Annotated in this window: 4 protein-coding genes; all 4 read right to left on the bottom strand. The window is 50.7% G+C overall.

Going from position 1 to position 3,668, the window contains the following annotated elements:
* The coding region (locus C3406_RS26680) for a hypothetical protein (protein WP_223817503.1) at window positions 1-94 on the bottom strand (94 nt) is incomplete at its 3' end.
* Window positions 95-192: 98 nt separating this feature from the next.
* Window positions 193-1,584, bottom strand: coding sequence for an NAD-dependent succinate-semialdehyde dehydrogenase (locus C3406_RS25690; RefSeq protein ID WP_023205627.1), 1,392 nt, complete (start codon window positions 1,582-1,584; stop codon window positions 193-195).
* Between the two features lie 328 nt (window positions 1,585-1,912).
* A complete protein-coding gene (locus tag C3406_RS25695) occupies window positions 1,913-2,080 on the bottom strand; it encodes a hypothetical protein (RefSeq protein WP_231593832.1) in 168 nt (55 codons plus the stop codon).
* A gap of 339 nt (window positions 2,081-2,419) precedes the next feature.
* Window positions 2,420-3,442, bottom strand: coding sequence for an IS110-like element IS5708 family transposase (locus C3406_RS25700; protein ID WP_040113331.1), 1,023 nt, complete (start codon window positions 3,440-3,442; stop codon window positions 2,420-2,422).
* Window positions 3,443-3,668: the final 226 nt, after the last annotated feature.

Below are 3,668 nucleotides of genomic sequence, written 5' to 3' on the forward strand. Positions count from 1 at the left end.
CTTTGTTGTAGGTGGACCAGTTGGTGATTCTGAACTTTTGCTTTGCCACGGAATGGTCTGTGTTGTCGGGAGGATGCGTGATCTGATCCTTCAACTCAGCAAAAGTTCGATTTATTCAACAAAGCCCTGTGGCGATAAAAGACCCGGCCAGGTGCTCGGGTCTTTATCGAACTAAATATGCTTCAAGCGCGATCAGAAGGGAGCGTTGATATCCACCACGTTGATCAACTTGTGGTTGACGAACTCTTTCAGGCCTAAGTCGATCAGTTCACGACCATAGCCGGAGCGGCGGATGCCGCCAAAGGGCAAATCAGCCTTAACCATGGTGGGGTGGTTGACGAACATCATCCCGGTAGAGACTTGCTTGGCTACCGCCAGACCGCGCTGTTCATCGGCGGTGAACACAGAGCCACCGAGGCCGAAGGGCGAATCGTTGGCAATGGCAATCGCTTCCTGTTCATCCTTTGCCTTGAGGATCATGGAGACAGGGCCGAAGAACTCCCAATAGTAAGCCGGGTTGTCCGGGGTCACATTGGTAAGTATGGTCGGCTGTACAAAAGCGCCTTGCTCCGGCACTTTGGGACCAACTTCGGTAGCTGTGGCACCATGCTCAACCGCTTCACGAATTTTCTGCTTCACTTCATCGGCAGCACCCTGGGAAGACAGGGGCGCCAGAGTCGTGTTCGGATCCATAGGGTCACCGGCTTTAAGCGCGGCTACGCCTTTGGTATAGCCTTCCATAAACTTGTCATAAATGGCTTCCACCAGGATCATCCGTTTGGATGAAACACATACCTGACCGGCATTCCAGTGACGGCCGAATACCGCCCAATCTATGGTTTTCTCAAGCTCGGCATCTTCCAGCACGATAAAGGCGTCAGAGCCGCCCAGCTCCAGAGTGGATTTTTTCAGCGCCTTACCGGCCTGAGAGGCAATAACGGCGCCTGCACCTTCAGAGCCGGTCAGAGCCACGCCATGTACCTTGGGTGAGTTGATGATCTGCTCGACTTGATCCCGGGTAGCATACAGGTTCTGGAAGGCGCCCTGTGGCAGTCCGGCATCCCGCATCAGGCTCTCAAAAGCGGCGGCGCACTGAGGCACATTGGAAGCGTGTTTCAGCAGCAGGGTGTTGCCGGCAGAAAGTTGCGGAGCCAAGATCCTGGCTATCTGGTAATAGGGGAAGTTCCAGGGTTCAATGGCCAGCAAGACCCCAAGAGGTTCATTGACCAGCAGCGCTTCCCCTTCGGCGGGATCGGCCACAGGCAGTTTCTGCGGTGCCAGCAGTCTCTCGGCATGCTCGGCATAGTATTCGAGGATCTGCGCCGACAGTTCTACTTCGGCCTCGGCCTCTCCAATGACTTTACCCATCTCTAGGGTCAGCAGCTCTGCATAGCGGCGCTTGCTGTCTCTGAGCAGGGCTGCAGCCCGATTGAGTATTTCAGCCTTGTTGGCAAAAGAGGTATTGCGCCAACTCAAAAAGGCCTGGTGGGCCGATTCAATTGCCTCTGTGACTTCGGCATCAGTGGCATTGGGAAATTCTTTGATGAGCTCTCCCGTGAAGGGATTGATCGTTGCATATGTCATGTGTTCCTCCCAGCGTTGCAAGTAATAGGGTATTGATGCCAACTCCTGGCATCGGGTGAAAATGTTTGAAGTTATCGTGGGTTTTGCCCCCCAGAGGCGAGTGGCAAGAAAAAGCTCAAACCTTTCTACGCTTTAAATGGCGACATTTGTGTGATCTTGATCGCGGCAGCCGTCTCGGTGATTTTTAATCCTTTTTTGTTAATTCTTTGTTTTTAAAAAACTTAAAAACAGCATTGACCAACAAAAATGTAACTTATCGTTTTGATCTTGCGCAAGGGAAGATGCAACCCCTCGCTTTCGGGAGAGAGGTTGCATCCTTTGTATCTTGTCAGTTCTGGTGGCTATAGCGTTCGGCCATGGCATTGGCTGCGATCATTGCCTGATAGACATCATCGGCACTGACCGCCATAGGCATATTGCCCATGGTATCGCCTTCGGCGCAGGCGATTTCGGCAACTTTACGCCACTCCTCCTCACGGAATTGTTTCAGCCCCATATCTGCCAGAGTCAGCGGCAAACCCGCGGTTTTAATGATGCGGACAACATGGGGTCAGTTTGGATATAGAGAATTATTGTACTATAAGGGCTTCCCCGAACAGTCAACGCCGGTTTTTAATTTCTGTCTGTTCATCAATGAAAGGCAAGGGATAAGACTGCGCTACTATAAACGGTCATGCTGAATCGCTAGTGATTCGGACCCTGATGAAAGACGCTCGTGAGATCCTCCTTCGTTAATCGGATAGTGATATCCAGTAGGATATGCAGATACTTCTCACGGGGGTCTAACCCTTTACCATCAACAATTTACAGTTCAGTTACTACTCAGTTAAATTTTTCATGTTGTTGAATACAGTCTGAAGTCATCGCCGTAATGTAATGATGCCCAGCACAACCTCGCATTCTTGGCGGCGATTGCAACGACAGCACGCCAGTATCCCCGCCTACCAATCAACGAGCAGACCCAACGGCTAAACGGGTCCGTTCTATTCTCTGCCCCTACCATTACAGAACGGGCTCCCTGGACCAGTAGGGTTCGCAGATAGGCATCACCCGCTTTTGTTATCCTGCCAAGCTTTGATTTTCCGCCACTACTGTATTGTGATGGCGTTAGCCCCAACCAGGCTGCCAGTTGGCGCCCGTTCTTAAAATCATGGGCATTGCCAATACTGGCGACCAGCGCACTCGCTGTGGTGGGCCCAACACCTTTCAGTTCCATTAACTGCTGGCTGCGATGATCTGTTTTGGCCACACGAGATAATACCCTGTCATATTCGGCGATTTTCTCTTCAATATTAGTGACATGTGTCAATAGATCATCAATGTACAGCCTAACCTGTACTGGCAGAGTTTCCTTCTGGTCAGAAACAACATGACGCAGAGCATCAGTGCTTTGTGGGGCAATAACCCCGAATTCAGATATCAGGCCCCGAAGACGGTTATACGTTGCTGTTCTTTCCTGGATAAATCCCTGTCTTGTCCGATGTAAGCATTGCATTGCCTGCTGGCTTTCGTCTTTGACTGGTACAAAGCGCATATGCGGCCGCTGCACTGCCTCACAAATAGCTATTGCATCAGCTGCATCATTTTTCCCGGTCTTACCCGCCATGCGATAGGGTGAGACAAATTTCGGAGCCATCAACCGGACATCATGGCCATACTGCCTGAATAATCTTGCCCAATAGTGGGCACCCGAGCAGGCTTCCATTCCAATGACACAGGGAGGTAAACCTGCGATGAGTTCAGAAAGTGCTGCACGCGACACCTTGGGTTTAACCAGAACAGCTTTACCATTTTGGTCAATGCAGTGAACAGCAAACACATTTTTAGCAAGATCGATACCGACAGTGGTGATGGTCATAACGAATCCCTCTGGGTCAATGTTTATCCTATGATTGCACGAAAGTTAATCAGGCGCATATCCAGGGGAAGTCCCTTCCATTCGTTAAGCGTTTTAAGCGGCACTGTTGCAAATAGTCGGTGGTGATAAACTTATCATCCCCTTTTGCTGATGGAGCTGCACATGAACCCATTCAAAGGCCGGCATTTTCAGCGTGACATCATTCTGTGGGCCGTACGCTGGTACT

Source organism: Leclercia sp. LSNIH8, from assembly GCF_002920195.1.
Taxonomy (GTDB): domain Bacteria; phylum Pseudomonadota; class Gammaproteobacteria; order Enterobacterales; family Enterobacteriaceae; genus Enterobacter.